The sequence below is a fragment of the Trabulsiella guamensis ATCC 49490 genome (genome assembly GCF_000734965.1).
In the GTDB taxonomy this organism is placed as follows: domain Bacteria; phylum Pseudomonadota; class Gammaproteobacteria; order Enterobacterales; family Enterobacteriaceae; genus Trabulsiella; species Trabulsiella guamensis.
Genome location: NZ_JMTB01000077.1, coordinates 30,065 through 47,661, shown reverse-complemented (window position 1 = coordinate 47,661; position 17,597 = coordinate 30,065). Strand labels below are relative to the sequence as shown.

Annotated in this window: 14 protein-coding genes and 4 tRNA genes; 8 read left to right on the top strand and 10 right to left on the bottom strand. The window is 52.7% G+C overall.

Annotated elements, in window-relative coordinates:
- Window positions 1–40: 40 nt before the first annotated feature.
- Together GTGU_RS11330 and GTGU_RS11325 are read right to left on the bottom strand one after the other, a co-directional pair.
- A tRNA-Val gene (locus tag GTGU_RS11330) sits at window positions 41–116 on the bottom strand.
- Window positions 117–158: 42 nt separating this feature from the next.
- Window positions 159–234, bottom strand: a tRNA-Val gene (locus GTGU_RS11325).
- A 259-nt stretch (window positions 235–493) separates the two neighbouring features.
- Here GTGU_RS11325 and gltX point away from each other — a divergent pair.
- Window positions 494–1,909 (top strand): glutamate--tRNA ligase, encoded by a 1,416-nt coding sequence (gltX, locus tag GTGU_RS11320; protein WP_038156878.1) that lies wholly within the window; start codon window positions 494–496, stop codon window positions 1,907–1,909.
- Between the two features lie 36 nt (window positions 1,910–1,945).
- On the opposite strand, the gene GTGU_RS11315 is transcribed toward gltX, so the two are convergent.
- Window positions 1,946–2,350 carry a YfeC-like transcriptional regulator gene (locus tag GTGU_RS11315; protein ID WP_038156876.1) on the bottom strand — a complete coding sequence of 135 codons (405 nt, stop codon included), beginning with the start codon at window positions 2,348–2,350 and terminating at the stop codon, window positions 1,946–1,948.
- A gap of 8 nt (window positions 2,351–2,358) precedes the next feature.
- Window positions 2,359–2,709 (bottom strand): YfeC-like transcriptional regulator, encoded by a 351-nt coding sequence (locus GTGU_RS11310; protein WP_038156874.1) that lies wholly within the window; start codon window positions 2,707–2,709, stop codon window positions 2,359–2,361.
- Between the two features lie 218 nt (window positions 2,710–2,927).
- Here GTGU_RS11310 and GTGU_RS11305 point away from each other — a divergent pair.
- The 3 genes from GTGU_RS11305 (at window position 2,928) to GTGU_RS11295 (ending at window position 5,504) form a co-directional block, all read left to right on the top strand.
- Window positions 2,928–3,003: transfer RNA gene (locus GTGU_RS11305), tRNA-Ala, on the top strand.
- Window positions 3,004–3,042: 39 nt separating this feature from the next.
- Window positions 3,043–3,118: transfer RNA gene (locus GTGU_RS11300), tRNA-Ala, on the top strand.
- 202 nt (window positions 3,119–3,320) lie between these two features.
- Entirely contained in the window at window positions 3,321–5,504 is a 2,184-nt protein-coding gene (locus tag GTGU_RS11295) for an EAL domain-containing protein (protein WP_038156871.1), read from the top strand.
- A gap of 39 nt (window positions 5,505–5,543) precedes the next feature.
- On the opposite strand, the gene GTGU_RS11290 is transcribed toward GTGU_RS11295, so the two are convergent.
- Entirely contained in the window at window positions 5,544–6,731 is a 1,188-nt protein-coding gene (locus GTGU_RS11290; protein ID WP_038156868.1) for a NupC/NupG family nucleoside CNT transporter, read from the bottom strand.
- A 355-nt stretch (window positions 6,732–7,086) separates the two neighbouring features.
- On the opposite strand from GTGU_RS11290, the gene GTGU_RS11285 reads away from it, so the two are divergent.
- The gene (locus GTGU_RS11285) at window positions 7,087–8,325 is read left to right on the top strand and encodes an Nramp family divalent metal transporter (protein WP_038156866.1); all 1,239 of its coding nucleotides are present in this window, start codon (window positions 7,087–7,089) and stop codon (window positions 8,323–8,325) included.
- Between the two features lie 209 nt (window positions 8,326–8,534).
- Complete coding sequence (locus tag GTGU_RS11280; RefSeq protein WP_038156863.1) at window positions 8,535–9,092, top strand: helix-turn-helix domain-containing protein; 558 nt, start codon at window positions 8,535–8,537, stop codon at window positions 9,090–9,092.
- Between the two features lie 80 nt (window positions 9,093–9,172).
- Here GTGU_RS11280 and ypeC read toward each other — a convergent pair whose 3' ends face one another.
- Together ypeC and mgrA are read right to left on the bottom strand one after the other, a co-directional pair.
- Window positions 9,173–9,502, bottom strand: a complete 330-nt coding sequence (gene ypeC / locus GTGU_RS11275) for a DUF2502 domain-containing protein YpeC (RefSeq protein WP_038156860.1) — start codon at window positions 9,500–9,502, stop codon at window positions 9,173–9,175.
- Window positions 9,503–9,627: 125 nt separating this feature from the next.
- Window positions 9,628–10,626 (bottom strand): L-glyceraldehyde 3-phosphate reductase, encoded by a 999-nt coding sequence (gene mgrA, locus GTGU_RS11270; protein WP_038156858.1) that lies wholly within the window; start codon window positions 10,624–10,626, stop codon window positions 9,628–9,630.
- Window positions 10,627–10,803: 177 nt separating this feature from the next.
- On the opposite strand from mgrA, the gene GTGU_RS11265 reads away from it, so the two are divergent.
- On the top strand, window positions 10,804–12,465 hold the full coding sequence (locus tag GTGU_RS11265) for an alpha-keto acid decarboxylase family protein (protein WP_038156857.1): 1,662 nt from the start codon (window positions 10,804–10,806) through the stop codon (window positions 12,463–12,465).
- Here GTGU_RS11265 and GTGU_RS11260 read toward each other — a convergent pair whose 3' ends face one another.
- Window positions 12,466–13,698 (bottom strand): ion channel protein, encoded by a 1,233-nt coding sequence (locus tag GTGU_RS11260; protein WP_038156854.1) that lies wholly within the window; start codon window positions 13,696–13,698, stop codon window positions 12,466–12,468.
- A gap of 204 nt (window positions 13,699–13,902) precedes the next feature.
- On the opposite strand from GTGU_RS11260, the gene glk reads away from it, so the two are divergent.
- Window positions 13,903–14,868, top strand: a complete 966-nt coding sequence (gene glk, locus GTGU_RS11255; RefSeq protein WP_038156852.1) for a glucokinase — start codon at window positions 13,903–13,905, stop codon at window positions 14,866–14,868.
- 38 nt (window positions 14,869–14,906) lie between these two features.
- On the opposite strand, the gene GTGU_RS11250 is transcribed toward glk, so the two are convergent.
- Entirely contained in the window at window positions 14,907–15,635 is a 729-nt protein-coding gene (locus GTGU_RS11250) for a LytR/AlgR family response regulator transcription factor (RefSeq protein WP_038156851.1), read from the bottom strand.
- 12 nt (window positions 15,636–15,647) lie between these two features.
- Window positions 15,648–17,345: a sensor histidine kinase gene (locus GTGU_RS11245; RefSeq protein ID WP_038156849.1), complete on the bottom strand. Its 1,698-nt coding sequence runs from the start codon at window positions 17,343–17,345 to the stop codon at window positions 15,648–15,650.
- Window positions 17,346–17,597: the final 252 nt, after the last annotated feature.

Here is a 17,597-nt window from a genome sequence, read left to right as displayed (position 1 = left end):
ACTTCGGTACTTCAATGATAAGAATTCGCTGGTGAGAAAGTGGTGGGTGATGACGGGATCGAACCGCCGACCCCCTCCTTGTAAGGGAGGTGCTCTCCCAGCTGAGCTAATCACCCACTTCTCATTCTTATCTACACGGCGGAGACTACTTAAAGTAGTGGTGGGTGATGACGGGATCGAACCGCCGACCCCCTCCTTGTAAGGGAGGTGCTCTCCCAGCTGAGCTAATCACCCCCGCTGTGTGGAGTCGCATTATAGGGAGAGTTGAAAATGAGTCAACGCATTTTCAAAAGAAATTGTCCGTTCGTCGTAAATTTAAACAAAACTCTCAATGAACCCTCCGCATGGCCTGATTTATAAACAAAAAAGCCAAAGCGAAGCGTCCGGGCGGGAACAACATTGAGGAATCAGACCACAGTGATAGAATACCACCCTGTTTCTCTATTCCAGGATTTGCCGGTTGTCGGCATCTATACCAACGTAAGGCCTTTTCATGAAAATCAAAACTCGCTTCGCGCCAAGTCCGACAGGCTATCTGCACGTCGGCGGTGCACGAACTGCTCTCTATTCCTGGCTTTTTGCACGTCATCATGGCGGTGAGTTTGTGCTGCGTATCGAAGATACCGATCTCGAACGCTCTACGCCAGAAGCTATTGAAGCCATTATGGATGGCATGAACTGGCTGAGCCTGGAATGGGACGAAGGCCCGTATTTCCAGACCAAACGTTTCGACCGCTACAATGCGGTAATTGATGAGATGCTGGAAGCGGGTACCGCGTATAAATGCTATTGCTCTAAAGAGCGTCTTGAAGCACTGCGCGAACAGCAGATGGCGAATGGCGAGAAGCCGCGTTACGACGGTCGCTGCCGCCATAACCATGAACATCATGCTGATGATGAGCCTTGCGTGGTGCGGTTTGCAAACCCACTGGACGGTTCCGTGGTGTTCGACGATCAGATTCGTGGTCCCATCGAGTTCAGTAACCTTGAGCTGGATGACCTGATCATCCGCCGTACCGATGGTTCCCCGACCTACAACTTCTGCGTAGTGGTTGATGACTGGGATATGGAAATCACCCACGTGATCCGTGGTGAAGATCATATCAACAACACACCGCGTCAGATTAACATCCTGAAAGCGCTGAATGCGCCAGTACCGATGTACGCGCACGTTTCGATGATCAACGGCGATGACGGCAAAAAACTCTCCAAGCGTCATGGCGCTGTGAGCGTGATGCAGTATCGCGATGATGGCTATCTGCCGGAAGCGCTGCTCAACTATCTGGTGCGGCTGGGCTGGTCCAGTGGCGATCAGGAAATCTTCACACGTGAAGAGATGATCAACCTGTTCAGCCTGGGGGCGGTCAGCAAATCCGCCAGTGCGTTCAACACCGAAAAACTGCAGTGGCTGAACCACCACTACATTAATACGCTGGCACCGGAGTATGTAGCGACGCACCTGCAATGGCATATCGAACAGGAAAACATCGACACCCGCAACGGTCCGCAACTGGCTGAGCTGGTGAAACTGCTGGGCGAGCGCTGCAAGACACTGAAAGAGATGGCGGCGAGCTGCCGTTACTTCTATGAAGATTTTGCAGAATTTGATGCCGATGCGGCGAAGAAACACCTGCGCCCGGTTGCACGCCAGCCACTAGAAGTAGTTCGTGACAAACTGTCCGCCATTACCGACTGGACGGCTGAAAATGTGCATCATGCGATTCAGGAAACCGCCGATGAGCTGGAAGTCGGAATGGGGAAAGTGGGTATGCCGCTGCGTGTGGCAGTGACTGGCGCAGGTCAGTCGCCCGGACTGGACGTAACCGTTCACGCGATCGGTAAAACTCGCAGCATCGAGCGCATCAATAAAGCGCTCGCCTTTATCGCGGAACGCGAATCCCAGCAGTAAGCATCAGGCAACGATAACGGCAGGGCAGACCTGCCGTTATGAGGATGCTTCATCGGCGTCAGCAATACCCAGACGCGCCATAAATCCGCTAATGCCTTCTCGTGACAGCAATACCACCAGCCGCTGTTTTTCCGCGTCAGTCATTACCTGTAAAATATCAGCAACCTGCCGCAGAGCAGGATCGGCATCCTTCACGACATAATTCTGCACTGGCTCAGCAAGCTGATATTGTGTTGACCCACGGCGCAACGCTGGCGTGTTCGCCAGATATTCCCTGACGTGATGATCGATATGCACCAACCGCGCACGCCCACCTTTTACACCCGGAATCGTTTCTGTCTGCCAGCCCTGTTCGCGGATCCATCTGTTGACGGTCTGCTTTGCGATGCCGAGGCACTGGGCCAGCTCTTCAGTGGTCATTTTGCTATGTAATATTTTCATAGATGTTGTTAGCTTCGAATGCCCAGACGTTGTAATAACCCGGAGATACCCTCGCGCAGCAGCAATGACGTCAGATGCTGACGTTCTGCATCGGTCATCTCTTTGGCGAGAGTCAGTAGAAGTGAGTCAAAGCTGTTGCTGGCGGGATTCACCGTGGCCGCACCGTTAGCTGCTCTTTGCGCGCTGCGGATAAACTCTCTCACTCTGTCATTAACATGCACCAGGCGTGCCTTACCGCCCTGGACACCGGGGCGAGGAGAGGTTTCCCAACCTTCCTTTCTCACCCATTTGTTAATGGTTTGCCGGCTGTAACCGGTCAGATGAGCAATTTCCTCCGGCGTCATTCGTTCCTTGAGCATAGTATTTCCTGACTGGAAGTGTGGGAATTAGTGGTTCCTGTTATAGCATCATTTTAATAGAAAATGTGACAGCTTTTCGTACCGTCTGCGAAGCGGCTCGCAATGTCATTCATTTGTCTGCTTTTTCAGCGATTGAAATGGGGGGAGATATTTTGCCGTTGACACCTGGCAATGGAATTCATATTATGCCGCCCGTCAACACGACAGCTTTACGTGTCGGGGCTATAGCTCAGCTGGGAGAGCGCTTGCATGGCATGCAAGAGGTCAGCGGTTCGATCCCGCTTAGCTCCACCAAATCCTGCTCCCATCAGATTTGGTACGTAAAACCCCCGTGGGGCTATAGCTCAGCTGGGAGAGCGCTTGCATGGCATGCAAGAGGTCAGCGGTTCGATCCCGCTTAGCTCCACCAAATTTAAGAACCCTCGCTCAGGCGAGGGTTTTCTATTTCTGTTATCCTTATTACTCAGACGCCTTAACATAAATCACTCATTCCTTCGGCAGCCGCAAAAACCAGGAATTTTTCGCATGCGTGTAAACTTGATTCGCGCAATTAATGAACATACTATCTGGGCCGCTAATCCCGCACGGCCCAGGAATATTTGTTAATCATCATGCGTATCCTTCTGAACGACCCCACTAAAAAGTTTCTGCTGGCGCTGGGTCTGTGCCTGCTTTTTATTCCGTTTTCGCGTTTTATCTCGCCCCGGGCAATCATCGACGGTAACAGCATTTATCTTGCCTGGTTGCCGCTAAGCGTAATGCTGGCAATCATGATGTTATTTGGCCGCCATGCGGTGTTGCCCCTCATCGTCGGGTTGTCGCTGAGTAATGACTGGATGCTGAATCTGCCGTATCCCCAGTCAGTGGTATTGATCGCCTGTCAGCTCTCCGGTGTATTTGTGACCAGCGCGTGCATCCGCCTGCTGATAGGGCGGCGCTGGCGGTTTGGTCTGCCGGGCAAAAACGTCGGCGTACGGATTTTCTGGTTCGGATTCATTTCGCCAGCGATAATAAAATGCTCAATGTATTTGTCAGGGGAATATATGGACTTCCCTCTGACTGTCTCCAGCTATTTTGAATCCTCGTCAGTGATCTACACGATCGTTGATGTGCAGAGCCTGGTCAGTTCAGTGCTGATTTTCACCATGCTGTTCTATTATCCGATGCGTATGATCCTCAACCCGCGCTATGCACGGGCCTTCTGGATCCGTAACGTACGGCCCAGCATCACGCGCCCGCTCCTGTTCTTTACTCTCTACTGGGCGCTGGCTTTGACGCTGGTGTTAATCATCCTTTGCTCGCCCTACGAGTCTGACTATATTGCCGGTTACCTTGTTCCGGTGATCTTCATTCTCTATTTCCTTGCCGTAAGCCGGTTGAGCTGGCCCTTTCTCAATCTGACGTGGGCGGTTTCTGTCTTCTTGCTGGTGGCCTATAACAAAAATTTCCTGCACGGTGTGGATACTGAGTATTCGCTGGCGTTTATTCTCTCGGTGCTGATCTCTTTTACGATTTGTATTCTGTTCATGTCGCAAATCTATTTTCGCAGCGACGTGCTGAAGCATAAGTGGCAAAGCCAGGCGATGCAGGATCCGCTCACCGGTTTACCTAACCTGCGCGCGCTTGAAAACTTTTTAGCCTTGCATCAGAAAGTCAGCATCTGTTGCCTGCGAATAGGCAATCTGGATTTTCTCAGTCGCCACTACGGGATGATGATGCGGGTACACTGCAAGCGCACTATTATCAGCGAATTGCAGCCCTTGCTCGGTGCGGAAGAAAAACTGTATCAGTTACCGGGGAGCGAGCTATTTCTGGTGCTGGAAGGGCCAGAGACTATGTCGCGATTGACGCATATCGTCGATTTTCTCAACAGCCGCCCCATCTACTGGAACAATACCCGTCTGGAGCTGCAGTTTGGCGCGGCCTGGGGGATTGTGGACGGGCTGGAGGGCGAAGATTTGCACCATACGTTGGGGCAACTGAGCTGGCTGTCCGAGGAGGCCTGTCATACGCAGCACGTACTGGCGCTGGACAGCAGTCAGTCGACGGTCTCTGACCAGACGACAGGGCCTGTCCTGCTGCTCAATCGTATTAAACGCGCGCTGGAAGGCAACGGTGTGGCGCTTTATGCGCAGCCTATCGTGGATGCGCAAGGGAGGGGATATCACGAGATCCTCACCCGTCTGGTCTGTGACGGCGAAATCATCACCCCCGATCTTTTCATTCCGATGATTGCACAGTTCAACCTGAGTAAACGGTTTGACATGCAGGTACTGGAGACGTTGTTTACCTCGCTGCATGCACATCCCGGTCTGCATTTCTCAGTCAATCTGTTACCTTTTACGCTGATGCAAAAGGAGAGCGCGGCAGAAATCATTGCTCTGTTTGAGCAGCACGGCGTGGATGCGCAAGCCATTACTATCGAAATTACTGAAGAGCAGGCCTTTTCTAATTCGGAAACCAGTGTTAAAAACATCCAGAAACTGCATGATTTTGGCTGCCGGATTGCGATTGACGATTTCGGCACTGGCTATGCCAACTATGAACGATTGAAAACCCTGCAGGCGGATATCATCAAAATCGATGGCTGCTTTGTGCGTGACATCGTGACGGACTCGATGGACAGCATGATTGTGAAATCGATTTGCGACATGGCGAAGGTGAAAAACCTGACAACAGTGGCGGAGTTTGTCGAAACCGAAGAGCAGCGAGCGCTGCTGCTGAAGCTTGGTGTAGATTATCTGCAGGGGTATCTGTTGGGGAAACCTCGACCTCTCAGCGAATTACTGGCGTAAAAAAACCGGCACGAATGCCGGTTTTTTTATTGCAGCGGCTTACAGAACCAGCGCGGCAATAGAAGCAGACAGTACGCTTACCAGCGTAGAGCCGTAGACCAATTTCAGACCGAAACGGGACACAACGTTACCCTGTTCTTCGTTCAGACCTTTAATCGCACCCGCGATGATGCCGATAGAAGAGAAGTTAGCGAAGGAAACGAGGAAGATAGACAGAATGCCTTCCGCACGCGGAGACAGCGTGCCAGCTACTTTCTGCAGATCCATCATTGCCACGAATTCGTTGGAAACCAGCTTGGTCGCCATGATACTGCCGACCTGCAGCGCTTCGCTCGCCGGAACACCCATTACCCAGGCAACCGGGTAGAAGATATAGCCAAGGATACCCTGGAAGGAGATACCCAGTACTGCCGCGAACAGGGCGTTCAGACCAGAAATCAGCGCGATAAAGCCAATCAGCATCGCCGCGACAATAATCGCTACTTTAAAACCTGCCAGGATGTATTCACCGAGCATTTCGAAGAAGCTCTGACCTTCATGCAGATTAGACATCTGCAGGTTCTCTTCACTCTCTTCCACGCGGTACGGGTTCACCAGCGACAGAACGATAAAGGTACTGAACATGTTAAGTACCAGCGCAGCAACCACATATTTTGGCTGCAGCATGGTCATGTACGCACCGACGATAGACATCGACACGGTGGACATCGCCGTCGCCGCCATGGTGTACATACGGTTGCGGGACATCTTGCCGAGAATGTCTTTATAGGCAATGAAATTTTCTGACTGACCCAGAATCAGGGAGCTGACCGCGTTGAAAGATTCCAGTTTCCCCATACCGTTGACTTTAGACAGCACGGTCCCGATGGCGCGAATGACAATCGGCAGAACACGGATATGCTGCAAAATACCAATCAGAGCAGAGATAAAGACGATCGGGCACAGGACTTTCAGGAAGAAGAATGCCAGGCCTTCGTCGTTCATTTTGCCGAAGACGAAATTTGTCCCTTCATTGGCAAATCCGAGCAGTTTTTCAAACATTTCGGAAAAGCCTTTTACAAATCCAAGGCCGATATTTGAGTTCAGGAAGAACCAGGCCAGTAAAACTTCAATAACAAGTAATTGCACAACGTAGCGGATGCGAATCTGTTTACGGTCATGGCTGACCAGCAACGCAAGAATCGCTACCACAACAAGCGCGAGGACAAAGTGCAAAACGCGGTCCATATTTGCTCCAAATATGAGGCAGGTTAAATTTCCGTGCACATTCTATGCAACAAGCTAAAAGAAAACGAGATCCAGGCCGCATTATAATAACAGCCTGTGAGTAAACTATGAGAAAAGTGATCAGGCATACATTTTTGTTATGTTTGGTAAATGTATTAAAAGTTGTGTTTTTGTTCTAATCTTGATAACAAGGTAGCATGTGACAGAACACCTTGCCCGCACCTCATTTAAATTCAGCCCAGCTTATCGTTCATAGCTATCAGAGAAATCATTATCACCTTTCTAAATGAACTTGATAATCATTCTCATTTTAGTAATATGAAACATAGCAAAGGCTATATTTCAGAGGCAGAAAATGACAAACAGTCGCGTTGAGAACAGTCGTGGTCGTGCAGCGCGCCGAATGAGGCTGGCGCTGATGGGGCCGGCATTCATTGCTGCCATCGGGTATATTGACCCAGGTAACTTTGCGACCAACATTCAGGCGGGCGCCAGCTTCGGCTACCAGTTACTGTGGGTGGTGGTATGGGCAAATCTAATGGCCATGCTTATCCAGGTGCTGTCTGCAAAGCTCGGTATTGCCACCGGGAAAAACCTCGCTGAACAAATTCGCGACCACTATCCACGTCCGTTGGTCTGGTTTTACTGGGTTCAGGCGGAAATCATCGCGATGGCGACCGATCTCGCGGAGTTTATCGGTGCCGCTATTGGATTTAAGCTCATTTTAGGTATTTCACTTTTGCAGGGCGCTGTGCTGACCGGTATCGCAACCTTCCTGATTTTGATGCTGCAACGACGCGGCCAGAAACCGCTGGAGAAAGTGATTGGCGGTCTGCTGTTGTTTGTCGCCGCAGCGTATATCGTGGAACTGATTTTTTCTCAACCCAGACTGGCGCAGCTTGCCAAAGGGATGGTCATCCCGTCATTACCCACCAGTGAAGCAGTATTCCTTGCTGCCGGGGTGCTGGGGGCGACCATCATGCCGCACGTCATCTATTTACACTCTTCGCTGACGCAACATCTTCACGGCGGTACGCGTCAGGAACGTTACAACGCTACCCGCTGGGACGTCGCGATTGCCATGACCATCGCCGGTTTTGTTAACCTGGCGATGATGGCAACAGCAGCGGCGGCATTCCATTTTAACGGCCATACAGGTATTGCCGATCTGGATGAAGCCTATCTGACGCTGGAGCCACTGCTCAGCCACGCGGCAGCGACAATATTCGGTCTGAGCCTTATTGCCGCAGGGCTTTCTTCCACGGTGGTGGGGACTCTGGCAGGGCAGGTGGTGATGCAGGGATTTATTCGTTTCCATATTCCGCTGTGGTTCCGTCGTGTCGTCACCATGCTCCCTTCATTTATTGTGATTTTAATGGGGCTTGACCCGACCCGTATTCTGGTCATGAGTCAGGTTTTACTCAGTTTTGGTATTGCGCTGGCACTGGTTCCGTTGCTGATTTTCACCAGTAATAAGTCGTTAATGGGTGATTTAGTGAACTCTGAATTAGTGAAACGCACAGGCTGGACTATTGTTGTGTTGGTGGTCGCATTGAACGCCTGGCTGTTGATAGGCACCGCACTCGGACTGTAAGAAGGTCCTTAAATCTCTGGCTTTCCGTCGGCCTGGCCATGTGAAATCCACGCGCCAGGCATTTCTTAAACCTTTCACAACCATTTTGTGATCTTCTTATATAAGACCATTTCACTGCGTCCGGCGTGATCTCGCTGGCATTCTGTACTGACTAAATTTCACCCGTGGGCTGATGACAGCGACCACTAACGTTAAACAGTACAGACAATATGAAAAACATTTATATCGCGACCGAAAATGCCTTCTTACGCTCAGGACTGGTTGAACTGGCGCAGGAATCCGACATTACCCTTCAGCCCGCGAAGATTGATGAGCCAGGTTTCATTGACGCTCTTGAGAAAGACGATGCGGTCATTGTCCATATCGACAGAAACACACCGGCTGAATACTTTGATTACACCATGCGGATTAACGAAAAGTGCCGTCTGATGCTGGTACTCAACAATCCGAACCTGATGTACATCTGTGATGCGAGTGTTATCACCACTTCAAGAAGCTCACTCAAAGAGCTGATGCGGGCTGTGGGTGTGCTGATGAGCAACAAGAAGCTGGAAAACCAGATGCGAGTGTGCCTGACGGCGAAAGAGAAAATTATCCTGCGTGAAACGATGAACGGCCAGAAAGTTGACCAGATTGCGAAAGTGCTGAACATGTCGCCGAAAACGGTTTATACGCACCGGGCAAATGTTTTCAGCAAACTGGGAGGCAGCAGTGTAAACGCCATTTACTCGCTGAAAAACAGAATTATGAAAGAAATGACCGTTTGATTTCTTGTTTGATTTTTTTATTGCAGTAGTAGACCGGTTGCCAGAGTCCAGTTACCTTCGGACTCTGGCTTTTTTTTACCTTAGTGGCGATGCCCATGACCACGGCCACGCCCGCGATGGTCATCACGGTCACGCCAGCCTTCGCGATAACCACGTTCATATGCGTTGCGCTTATCCCAGCCGCGATGGAGACCATTGTCATGTCTCCACCAGCCTCTGTCACGCCATTCATAGTGACGATGCCAGTAATCCCGGTCGCGCCAGCGTCCGCCGTCCCAGTAGTTACCGTAATTGTCACGATCGCCAATTTGTAATTTTATTGATGGCACCAGGGTGATTTCGCCAGCACTGGCAATCAGCGGTGCTGATGAAGCCAGCAGTACTGCTGCAAGAATCATTGACCTGAACATACTCTTCTCCTTCACGATCGGGGCCATGCGCGGCCTGTTACCGTAATATTACGAGGTGGTAAACCCTCTTATCATCGGCAACATTCTGAAACATGCAGTGAGAGCATTTTTTGCTAAAGAAAAATCTACTTCTCCGTATTCAGGATTGTCTCAATTGCGGCACGTTCTTCTGCGGTAAATCGTCGGTTCGCCAGCATGCCCACCGCATCATCCAGTTGTGCAGTTTTACTGGCGCCAATCAGTACGGAGGTAATTTTCTCATCGCGCATCACCCATGCCAGCGCCATTTGCGAGAGTTTCTGTCCGCGCTGTGCCGCCAGGGCATTCAACTGACGCACCTTATGCAATTTCTCTTCCGTAATCTGCTCGGGGTTAAGAAAGCGACTGCCGCTGGCCGCGCGCGAGTCAGCGGGTATACCGTTCAGGTAACGATCGGTCAGTTGCCCGCCTGCCAGTGGTGAGAATGCGATGCTGCCGACGCCTTTTTCCTGCAGGGTATCCAACAGGCCGTCCTCCACTCTGCGTTCAAACATGGAGTATTTCGGCTGATGAATCAGACAGGGCGTTCCCAGGTCGTCGAGGATCTCAATCGCTTCCCGGGCCAGCGCAGCCGGGTAGTTCGACAGCCCGACATACAACGCTTTACCCTGGCGAACAATATGATCCAGGGCGCGCATGGTCTCTTTCAGCGGCGTCTCCGGGTCCGGGCGGTGGTGATAAAAGATATCGACGTAGTCGAGCCCCATGCGTTTCAGACTCTGATCGAGGCTGGCGATCAGATACTTACGCGAGCCCCAGTCACCGTACGGGCCGTCCCACATGGTGTATCCCGCTTTCGTTGAGATGATGAGCTCATCACGCCAGGGGAGAAAATCTTCGCGCAGGATGCGACCGAAATTGCTCTCCGCCGAGCCAGGCGGTGGACCATAGTTATTTGCTAAATCGAAATGGGTGATGCCGAGATCGAACGCATGGCGCAACAGCTGTCGGCTGTTCTCCACCTGCGTCACATCGCCGAAGTTATGCCAAAGCCCAAGAGAGATAGCCGGAAGCTTAAGTCCGCTGTTCCCGCAGCGGCGGTAGTCCATACTCTGATACCGCGCACTATTTGCCTGGTAAATCATCCTCATCTCCACAAATCGTCAGGGTGGGTAAGCACTTACACTAATGAATGTTCAGTCTGGAGTACACTGCTGATATTCGTAAAGCTGACGTTCCACCGGCTATCTCCGATACATCCTGGACAGCATTAGCGCTTCTCCAATACTCAAATTTATCTTAACAGAGGAGGTAGTGACGCTATGCAACTGACTTACACTATTGGTGATTATTTACTGGATCGTCTCTCTGCGCTGGGCATCGACCACCTGTTTGGCGTCCCTGGCGATTATAATCTGCAGTTTCTCGATCATGTCATTGCCCATGATTCTGTGTGTTGGGTTGGTTGTGCGAACGAACTGAACGCCGCTTACGCGGCCGACGGCTATGCCCGTATTCAGGGGGCTGGCGCTCTGTTAACTACGTATGGCGTTGGCGAACTGAGCGCCATCAACGGCACCGCAGGCAGTTTTGCTGAGTATGTGCCGGTACTGCATATCGTCGGCGCGCCACGGACGTCATCACAGCAACGCGGTGAATTATTACATCATACGCTCGGTGACGGAAACTTTAGCCATTTTTATGAAATGAGCAGGCCGGTGAGCTGTGCGCAGGCGCAACTGACCGTTGATAATGCCTGCCGGGAAATCGACCGGGTACTGCAGGAAATGATCGCCCAGCGCCGTCCTGCCTATCTGATGCTGCCTGCGGATGTCGCCAGTGCGCCGACGTCGCCGCCGGGTTGTCCACTGACTATTGCGTCTTCAACGGTGGATGACAATCAACTGGCTGAATTCAAAGAACAGGCACGCCGCCTGTTAAGCAACAATCGCCGCGTCGTATTGTTAGCTGATTTTCTGGCCCAGCGTTTTGGCCTGCAGCAACAGCTTCAGCAGTGGGTGGATTCGCAACCGTTGCCGCATGCCACCATGCTGATGGGTAAAGGGCTCTTTAACGAACAGCATCCGGCTTTTATTGGTACCTACAGCGGTGTCGCCAGCGACAAACAAACCCGTGAAATTGTGGAAAGCGCCGAAACGCTGATCTGCGTCGGTACCCGTTTCACCGATACCCTGACCGTCGGCTTTACGCATCAAATCAACGTTGAAAAAACCATCGATCTGCAGCCCTTTGCGGCACGGATTGGTCATCGCTGGTTCAGTGGTCTGCCGATGCACCAGGCGCTACTGGCGTTGATTGAGGTTACCGCCTCACTGTCCTCGCAATGGATAGTACCGCACTATTCGAGCAGACCAATCGCCAAAGAGAAGCAGGGCGACCTGACGCAGAAAAATTTCTGGAGCACGATACAAGAACAGTTACAGCCGGGAGACATCGTACTGGCCGATCAGGGCACCTCGGCGTTTGGTGTGGGCGCGCTGAAACTTCCCCGGGATGTCACGCTGATTGTCCAGCCGCTGTGGGGTTCGATTGGCTTCACGCTGCCCGCCGCTTTTGGCGCGCAAACCGCCGCTCCGGACAGACGAGTGGTGTTGATCATCGGCGACGGCGCCGCGCAATTGACGATTCAGGAGATAGGCTCAATGATGCGCGACGACCAGCGACTGGTTATCCTGCTACTGAACAACGAAGGCTACACCGTTGAGCGGGCCATTCACGGGCCGGAAGAACGTTACAACGACATTTCGCTATGGAACTGGACGCAACTGCCGCAGGCGCTCAATCTCGACAGCCAGGCGCAGTGCTGGCGTGTCACTCAGGCGGTACAACTGAAAGAGGCGTTGACCCATAGCGAACGGCGCGACCGGTTAACGCTGGTGGAGGTAATGCTGCCCCGAATGGACATCCCGGATTTCCTTCGCGTGCTTACGCAGTCCATCGAAGCGCGCAACCAGACCGCATAATCACTCACGCCGCTGCGCCATCATTACCGGTTTCCCTGCCAGCAATAGCCAGGCTGGCAGCATTACGATACACAGCAGCGGCAACAGGGTTGTATCCGGAACCACGACGGCGGCCATGAACAAACTGAGCCAGCCGTCGCGCGTAACCACCAGTACCAGCCCCAGGATGGCGCAGGAGACAGTAATAGCCGCTGGCACCGCGTCCACATGGGCATGCAGCATCAGCCCAAGGGCGACGGCGACAAACACTGCCGGGAAGATGCGCCCGCCGCGAAAACCACTGGCGGCGGCAATCACCAGCGCCGCCAGTTTCACTAGCGCAATGAGCATAAAATCGGACGCTGTCAGCGTCTGACTGAACGCCAGTTGCTGCATCTCATCCAGCCCCTTAAACAGCGTGATATGCCCGCCCACCACGCCCAGCAGACCGAGCAAAAAACCGCCCAGCGTGAGGATCAGTATCGGGTTTTTCAGGCGATGCAACAGGGTATGCATACGTGGCAGACACCAGACGGCAACCATCCCGACAGCGATAGCGATAATGGCGACGATTGCCCCGCTGAAGATATCCACGATACGCATCTGTCCGTAGTGGGGGATCGGCAGTGAAAAATGGGGCTGAAAAAAGAGACTGGTCGTCAGGGCACCTGCGGCGGCGGCGAGCAGCGGCGCAAACAGGCGATCCCATAGCGGGGCGTCGCCGTTGCCGCTCAGGGTTTGTGAAAAGACCAGCGCTGCGGCGACCGGGGTGCCAAACAGCGCGCCAATGGTGCCTGCCGCGGCGAGGATCGTCCAGTCGAGAGCGTTGACACGTGGGAACACGCGCGCGCCAATGGCCACCGCCAGTGCAATGTTCACCGACATGATCGGGTGCTCCGGCCCAAGACTGACGCCGCCCGCCAGCCCGAGAATCAGCGCGAGGATCAAGCCTGGCAGTGGACCTGTGTCGGTCGGCGCGCCAATCAGCGGCTCCAGCGCCGGATCCGGCCCTGCATGTCCCGGGCTGTAGCGGATCACCAGACCCACAGCCAGCCCTGTCAGCGTCAGCATCACCACGATCCAGACGTGGGAATCAAGTCCAACGCCGAGTCTGAGCGGGAATGTTTGCCAGAGAATGGTTTGTACGAGCGCGGCAACTTTCATCACCGCGACTAAAATCAGGCTGGATGCGATACCAATCAACAATGCCGGCACGGAGAGCAGCAACATGGTACGGGCTCGCGGATGGAGCATGGTGATTTCCTTTTAGTTTCAGTGTACAGCACAGTGCGCCCGTTTGCGGGAGGCGTCAGTGCAAATGGTGCTGAAACGATAAACGTAATCTGTGACGCAGATCGATAATCCTGGGGCGCTTGTACGGCGGGCGTTGTCGTTCTGGCGTCATGAATTTACAGTGTTTGCAGAAAAGTATTCTGACTTTAGCGGAGCAGTAACAGAATGACAAAGTTTGCGTTAGTGGGTGATGTCGGCGGTACCAATGCGCGTCTGGCGCTGTGTGATATGACCAGCGGTGAGATTTCACGGGCCAAAACGTATTCCGGGCTGGATTACCCCAGTCTGGAAGCGGTCGTACGGGTGTATTTAAAAGAGCACGATGTGGCGGTCGAAGATGGTTGTATCGCCATTGCCTGTCCCGTCACCAGCGACTGGGTAGCGATGACCAACCATACCTGGGCGTTTTCAATCGCAGAAATGAAAAAAAATCTCGGTTTTTCACATCTTGAAATTATTAATGATTTCACGGCGGTATCGATGGCAATTCCGATGCTGAAAAAAGAGAATCTGATTCAGTTCGGCGGTGCAGAACCGGTTGACGGCAAACCTGTTGCCGTATTTGGCGCGGGAACCGGGCTGGGTGTCGCGCATCTGGTGCATGTTGATAAGCGCTGGGTCAGTCTGCCGGGCGAAGGCGGTCATGTGGATTTCGCACCCAACAGCGAAGAAGAGGGCATTATCCTTGAGGAACTGCGTGCGGAGCTCGGTCACGTTTCTGCTGAGCGGGTGCTCTCCGGGCCGGGGCTGGTCAATCTCTACCGGGCGATTGTGAAATCAGACGGTCGTCTGCCGGAAAACCTGCAACCGAAAGACGTCACTGAGCGGGCGCTGGAAGATAGCTGCATTGACTGTCGTCGCGCGTTGTCGCTGTTCTGCGTCATCATGGGTCGGTTTGGCGGCAACCTGGCGTTGACGCTGGGCACTTTTGGGGGCGTATACATCGCGGGCGGGATTGTGCCGCGCTTCCTCGAGTTCTTCAAAGCCTCGGGTTTTCGTGGCGCGTTTGAAGACAAAGGGCGCTTTAAGTCCTACGTGCAGGATATTCCGGTTTATCTGATCGTCCACGAAAACCCGGGGCTTCTCGGTTCCGGCGCTCACCTGCGTCAGATCCTCGGGCAATACCTCTAAGTCTTTTACCCGGCAGGCGCTGGCCCGCCGGGTATTCCTCACAGATGCATCAACTGGCGAAATTCTTTCACTTTGCTGCGGCTGACAGGCACCTGAAAATCGAGATCCCGAAGGCGCAGAATATAAGTGTTGTTAAACCACGGTTCGATTTCGCGGATCTTATTCAGGTTCACGCAAAAGGATCGATGGCAGCGGAAAAAGTGTGACGGCGGCAGTTTGCTGCAAAATTCAGTGATATTCATCGGCATCACGAAGGATTCGCGCTTCGTATAAACAAACGTCATTTTCTCGTGCGCTTCCGCATAATAAATATCGTTGATGCTGGTGACGATAATCTTCTCGTCTTTGATCAGGTTGATGGTATCGTTTTCCCATGCCACGCCGGGCGTGCTGGTGCCCGACTGTTGCTGCCAGGCATTTTCCAGCTTTTGCAGCATATTAATGATCCGCGACTCCTGATACGGTTTCAGAATGTAGTCGAATGCTTCCAGTTCGAAAGCTTCCACCGCATGTTCTTTCCACGCAGTGATAAACACAATAAAGGGCTTATGGGCAAACTGGCTGATATTTTGCGCCAGCAATACGCCGTCCAGCGAAGGGATATTGATGTCGAGGAAAATGGCGTCCACTTTGTTGTGCTGCAGAAACTTCAGCACATCCAGCCCGTCGTCGAACGTGCCGATGATTTCCATCTGGCTGTGTTCTTTGATAAGCCAGGTCAGTTCCTGCTGGGCGAGGAATTCATCTTCAACAATAATGACTTTCATATGAACTCCGGATCAGAGTAACAGCGGGGAGGGCGTCGCGACAGGCGAACGCTGGTTCGGCACATAAAACGCAATCTCGGTTCCCGGCTCAAGACGACGAATGTGCAACCCTTCGCCATACAACAGTTTCACGCGGTGATGGACGTTCAACAAACCGATTTTATTGCCCGGCATCTCGTTGGCTTCCACCCTTTCCACCACACTCGGGTCAATGCCGTTGCCGGTGTCGCGAACACTGATGCGTACCCGGTGACCGCACTCGGTCACGCCAATCGTCACCACCCCTTTACCCTTGCAGGGCTGAATACCGTGAACGATGGCATTTTCTACCAGAGGCTGGATCAGCAGGCTTGGGATCACACAACTGACCTCATCATCAATGTCGTAGATCACCGTCAGCTTGTCACCGAAACGCGCCTGTTCTATCGCGATATAATCTTTTATCTGGTAAAGCTCTTTCTTGATATCAATCTGTTCATCGTCTTTTAATTCAATGTTATAGCGCAAATAGCGCGATAAATTGAAGATCAGTTGCCGCGCGGTATCGGGGTTCAGGCGAATCGACGATGAGATAGCGTTGAGCGCGTTAAACAGAAAATGGGGATTTATCTTGCTTTGTAGTGCGCGTAACTCTGCCTTATTTGCCATTTCGCGTAACTGTTCGGCGCGGGAAACTTCCAGTTGGGTGGAAATAATCTGCGACAGGCCAATCGCCATCTCCTGTAACGACGAGGTAATCTGGTGCGCGTGGCAGTAATAGATTTTCAGTGTGCCAGTGACGATGCCTTTTTCCCAGAGCGGGATGACCAGCATTGAATGAATTTCCGGCGTGCGGTGCGCTTCATCATTGTTTTTAATGATAATTTCCCCGCTGTTGATCGCCTGGCGGGTCGTCGGGCTGACGATGTCGTTGCTGTTGCGGTAGTTGTTTTCCCCGACGCCGACGTAGGCCAGCACGTGCTCGGTATTGGTAATAGCGACCGCATCGGCATTGATATCGCGACGGATGATATCGCAAACCTGACGCAGCGATTCGCTGTTCACATGGCGAAACAAGGGCAGCGTTTTGTTGGCGATATCCAGCGCCAGCTTGGCCTGACGCGCGGCGCTGGCCTCTTTTTCCCCTTCCACGCTTTGCACCAGCAGAACGATAAACCCGATGCAGACACTGCCGAGGATCATCGGAATTCCGATTTTGGACACAATATCAATGCCCAGTGCCGTGGTGGGCGCCCATATTACTACCAGAATCATCGTCAACGATTCGCACACCATACCGCCCAGAATCCCTGCCTTCCAGTGCTGCGCTTTTGGCACACGGCGATGGATCCAGCCTGACAGCACGCCTGCCAGGATACTGGTGATAAAGCAGGGCACCGCTGTCACGCCGCCGATGTCGATAAGATAACGATGCGTCCCGGCAATAAGGCCGGTGATCACCCCCACCCACGGGCCGAACAGAATTCCGCCGGACATCACGGCGATGATGCGCACGTTGACCAGCGACCCTTCCACCGGCACGCCGGACCAGGTGCTGAACAGGGCGAACAGCGAGAAAATGGCGGTGACTGCCAGCAGTTCTTTCGACGTGTGGGCGGATTTGTGCAGCAGCTCGCGGAACAGGCGGATACGGATCAGAAAGAACAGACAGATCAGCATCAGTGCCGCCCGATCGAAGACCGCGAGCAGCATGGTGAATATTTCGTGCATGGGGACGCCATCGGTAATGCAGGGAAGGGGTATGATAGAAAACCTCGTGCCGAATGACCAGCTATCCCGCACCGGGCGCATAAACCGGAAAAACCATAAATTTAAAAGGGGATTGTCAACGAGTTTCCGTTGTGCAGGGAAAATGCGGCAATCGCGAAAAAACAAAGTAAGAATTCTGATGTTATTGTGTTAATTAAAAATTTCTTTTTGCCGATTTGCGGAACATCATTGTTATTTCGCTGGCTGAACATG

Coding starts and splice junctions, on each gene's coding strand:
- glk (WP_038156852.1), top strand. CDS start 13,903: ATGACAAAGTTTGCGTTAGTGGGTGATGTCGGCGGTACCAATGCGCGT.
- GTGU_RS11260 (WP_038156854.1), bottom strand. CDS start 13,698: ATGCTCCATCCGCGAGCCCGTACCATGTTGCTGCTCTCCGTGCCGGCA.
- GTGU_RS11265 (WP_038156857.1), top strand. CDS start 10,804: ATGCAACTGACTTACACTATTGGTGATTATTTACTGGATCGTCTCTCT.
- GTGU_RS11310 (WP_038156874.1), bottom strand. CDS start 2,709: ATGCTCAAGGAACGAATGACGCCGGAGGAAATTGCTCATCTGACCGGT.
- gltX (WP_038156878.1), top strand. CDS start 494: ATGAAAATCAAAACTCGCTTCGCGCCAAGTCCGACAGGCTATCTGCAC.
- GTGU_RS11285 (WP_038156866.1), top strand. CDS start 7,087: ATGACAAACAGTCGCGTTGAGAACAGTCGTGGTCGTGCAGCGCGCCGA.
- GTGU_RS11295 (WP_038156871.1), top strand. CDS start 3,321: ATGCGTATCCTTCTGAACGACCCCACTAAAAAGTTTCTGCTGGCGCTG.
- mgrA (WP_038156858.1), bottom strand. CDS start 10,626: ATGATTTACCAGGCAAATAGTGCGCGGTATCAGAGTATGGACTACCGC.
- GTGU_RS11250 (WP_038156851.1), bottom strand. CDS start 15,635: ATGAAAGTCATTATTGTTGAAGATGAATTCCTCGCCCAGCAGGAACTG.
- GTGU_RS11280 (WP_038156863.1), top strand. CDS start 8,535: ATGAAAAACATTTATATCGCGACCGAAAATGCCTTCTTACGCTCAGGA.
- GTGU_RS11290 (WP_038156868.1), bottom strand. CDS start 6,731: ATGGACCGCGTTTTGCACTTTGTCCTCGCGCTTGTTGTGGTAGCGATT.
- GTGU_RS11315 (WP_038156876.1), bottom strand. CDS start 2,350: ATGAAAATATTACATAGCAAAATGACCACTGAAGAGCTGGCCCAGTGC.
- GTGU_RS11245 (WP_038156849.1), bottom strand. CDS start 17,345: ATGCACGAAATATTCACCATGCTGCTCGCGGTCTTCGATCGGGCGGCA.
- ypeC (WP_038156860.1), bottom strand. CDS start 9,502: ATGTTCAGGTCAATGATTCTTGCAGCAGTACTGCTGGCTTCATCAGCA.